The organism is Aminobacter sp. P4_H6_2 (assembly GCF_056400805.1).
The window spans coordinates 1-3,212 of record NZ_JBFUKO010000606.1 but is presented as its reverse complement, the minus strand read 5'-3'; the positions used below and the strand labels follow the sequence as shown (position 1 = coordinate 3,212).

The following is a 3,212-nucleotide window of genomic DNA, read 5'->3' as shown; positions in this document are numbered from 1 at the left end:
AGAATACCGGGGAGTTCCAATGACCTTTCATTCCAGATCGATCGTCGAATTCGGACTGTTCCTGAACCGCGTCTCCGACAGCGTATTCAATGGTGCGCCGCTCAGGAACTCGCTGGAGCTGATCCGCGAACAGTTCGACGCCTATGCGGCCGTTGTCGTCATCGAGGATCGGGCACGTACCGGCGAGACCTACTATGTCTTCACCGAGATCGACGAGAACATGATCGATGCATCAGGCACCGCTCTCGGGCGCCCCGCTCAGTTGGCCTACCTCACCGAGCGCTGCCAGCCGATGTCGGCGACGCTGCTCACGTCCGACGAGTCCGCCCGCTACACCTTGTGGCTCTTCCGCGACCGCGCCGGACCCAAGTTCGACGATGATGCGGCCTCTGTCTGCGAAATCCTGGTGTCCCAGCTATCCCGCGGCATTGAAATGTCGTGGCGCATGGGCGCTACCGAGGTCGAGCGCACGCTCTACTCCGACGTCATGGACAAGCTCTATGTCGGCGTAGTCATCCTGGACCATTCCGGCAAGATCATCCGCGCCTCCGATGCGGCCACTCGCTTCCTCGAAACGCGCGACGGCTTGCAGATCCAGGGCAACCGCTTGCGCGCGACTTTGGCCAAGGAAGACCGAGATTTCCAAAACGCCATCAAGGCAGCAACGCAGGGGGCTGCCGGTGGCGAAGCGACTGTTTCGCGCGGTCTGTCGCTGACCAAACAGTCCGGTTCGCGCAATCTCGGCGTCATCGTCCGGCCGATCCGCATCAGCAACGGCAACGCAGCCGCCGCGAATTCCGCAGTCGCCGTCTATATCCGTGACCCCGAGACCAATCCCGAGGTCGAGGGCGAACTCGTGCGCCAGCTCTTCGACCTCACGCCAGCCGAGGCAGCGGTGGCCCGTCGCCTGACAGCCGGCCTGTCGCTCGAAGATGCAGCAACCTCGCTCGACATCAGCCGCAACACGGCGCGCGCGCATCTGCGCTCGATCTTTTCCAAAAGTGGCATCACCCGCCAGACCGAACTGGTCCGCCTGGTGTTGAACAGCGCCGTCATACTCGGCCAAGGTCCGCGCCAGGCTGCGTAAGCGGGCTGGCCCGTCTCCTCGGAATTCAACAGACCAACAAGAAAAAGCGCCGGCGGACGATGTCCCCGGCGCTTTTTCGTCCTTGTTGCTCAGAACAGCGTCTTAAGCTGCTCCTTGGAATAGCCGATGCCTTCATGCGCGCGGCACCGCTTGACCTTGAGCACCCAGCCCGGATCGGCAAGCAACGCCCGGCCGACGGCAAGAATGTCGAACTCGTCGCGTGCCAGCGCCTTTTCGATCGCGTCCAGCGACGCGGGTTCCGCAGCATTCAAGCCTGGGCGGTCAAGCCCGACACCGCCGACCGCGATCACTGGCAGGCCGGTCAGCTTTTTCGTCCAGCCGRCAAGTGTCAGATCGCCCTCAGCTGCAAAACCTGGTTCCCACACACGGCGCGTCGAGCAATGCAGGATGCTGACACCGGCATCGGCCAGCGGTTCCAAAACGTCAGCCAACTCCGCCGGCGTTTCACCGAGAACGGCCTTGTAGTCCTGCTGTTTCCACTGCGAATAGCGAAACGAAATCGGGAAATCGGAGCCAACGCGTGCGCGCATCGCTTCGATCAGCTCGACGGCAAAGCGCGTACGCTCGCGACGGTCGCCGCCATAGCGATCGGCCCGCCTGTTGGTCGTCGCCCAGAAGAACTCGTCGATCAGATAGCCATGCGCGCCATGGATCTCGACGCCGTCGAAGCCCAGTTTCTGCGCCGCCTCGGCTGCGTCCGCATAAGCCTCGATGACCTCGATGATGGCCTTTTCCGTCATCGCCTTTGTCGGTTCCGGATGACCGGTGAAGGCGTTGAGGTTTTCCGATGGCCCGGCGCCTGGAATGCCGGGGTGCGGCGCCATGGCCGAATTGCGGAAGCTGCCGGTGTGCCAAAGCTGGGGCATGATCTTGCCGCCTGCCGCATGCACCGCCGCGAGCACCTTCACCCAGCCGGCTAGAGCCGCCTCACCGACGAAATAAGGTACGCCCTCATAGCTTGGTGCTGTCGGGTGGCCGATATAGGTGGCCTCGGTGATGATCAGGCCAACCTGGTTCAGCGCGCGTCGCGCATAGTAGCTCGCCACCTTTTCATGGGGCACACCGTCGGCGCAGAAATAGCGCGACATCGGCGCCATGGCGATACGGTTTGCCAGATCCAGCTGACCGACCTTGATCGACTGAAAGAGCCTATCGGCGATCATATTATCAGCGTACGCGGTTTCCACGGACTTCATTGCCTTTGCGCATGGTTTCGATGAAAGCCTCGAGCGGCGCCGGCTCCGGCAGCGCTTCGTCGGGACCGGAACGCGTCCAGAATTCCTTCCAGGACGGGAACAGGTCGTGGAAGGAACCCTCATAGGGTTCGCGGCCGGGCCAGCGCATCTTGCGCGAACCGATCGGCGGCTTGTTGAGGTCGGTGGCGTACCAGTAGAGAGGTTGACGGCGGCGGAAGCACCAGCGGCCGTCGATGCGCTCGTAGCGGTCGTAATACATCATTTGCATGATGACCCATTCGGCGCCGCATTCGTGCTCGTTCTTGGAGTAGACAACGCCCACCGCATTGTCGGCGTCGACGAACTCGATGATCGTCGAGCCGACATGGTGCGAGGTGCCGTCGAACTGCTTACGCATGGTCTCGTCGAGCCAGTCGCGCAGGGCGGTCCTGCCCGACTTGCCACCCCCGACCTTGACGTCGGGTGCAAACAGCGACGCCATGGCACTCATGTCGCGCATGTCGAGCGCCAGCGAATATTTGGAAATCAGCTGGCGGATTTCGTCGCGCGACTCAAGCCGGTCCAGTCGCGCCAGGATCTCGGCCAGCGCCTCGCTCGTTGTGTCCATTGTCGTCTCCGATGCCTGAACGGCGCCAAGCGCCTCAGAAATAGTACCGCCCGACCATGTCGGCGACACAGGCCGGCTTGGCCGAACCCTCGATCTCGATGGTCACCCGCACAGTCGTCTGCACGGCATTGCCAGCCAGCAGCTCGGCATCGACCAATTCGCCAACCGCCCTCACCTTCGACCCGACCGGCACCGGTGCTGGAAAGCGCATCCGGTCACAGCCATAGTTGATGCCCATCTTCATACCTTCCGCCTGGAATAGCTCCGGCAGGAAACCGTTGATCAGCGAAAACGTCAGGCA

4 protein-coding genes are annotated in these 3,212 nt (G+C 62.4%); 1 reads left to right on the top strand and 3 read right to left on the bottom strand.

What is annotated here, in order from left to right:
* A partial coding sequence (locus AC1DUU_RS27330; RefSeq protein ID WP_476786487.1) for a helix-turn-helix transcriptional regulator occupies positions 1-1,087 on the top strand: 1,087 nt, incomplete at its 5' end.
* 89 nt (positions 1,088-1,176) lie between these two features.
* On the opposite strand, the gene AC1DUU_RS27325 is transcribed toward AC1DUU_RS27330, so the two are convergent.
* The 3 genes from AC1DUU_RS27325 to AC1DUU_RS27315 all read right to left on the bottom strand — a co-directional run.
* Positions 1,177-2,271, bottom strand: a complete 1,095-nt coding sequence (locus AC1DUU_RS27325) for an oxidoreductase (protein ID WP_476786488.1) — start codon at positions 2,269-2,271, stop codon at positions 1,177-1,179.
* Positions 2,272-2,275: 4 nt separating this feature from the next.
* A complete protein-coding gene (locus tag AC1DUU_RS27320; protein WP_476786486.1) occupies positions 2,276-2,911 on the bottom strand; it encodes a nuclear transport factor 2 family protein in 636 nt (211 codons plus the stop codon).
* Between the two features lie 34 nt (positions 2,912-2,945).
* The coding region (locus tag AC1DUU_RS27315) for a hotdog family protein (RefSeq protein ID WP_476786485.1) at positions 2,946-3,212 on the bottom strand (267 nt) is incomplete at its 5' end.

Excerpts from the sequence above, each read along its gene's own strand:
- AC1DUU_RS27320 (WP_476786486.1), bottom strand. The coding sequence starts at position 2,911 with ATGGACACAACGAGCGAGGCGCTGGCCGAGATCCTGGCGCGACTGGAC.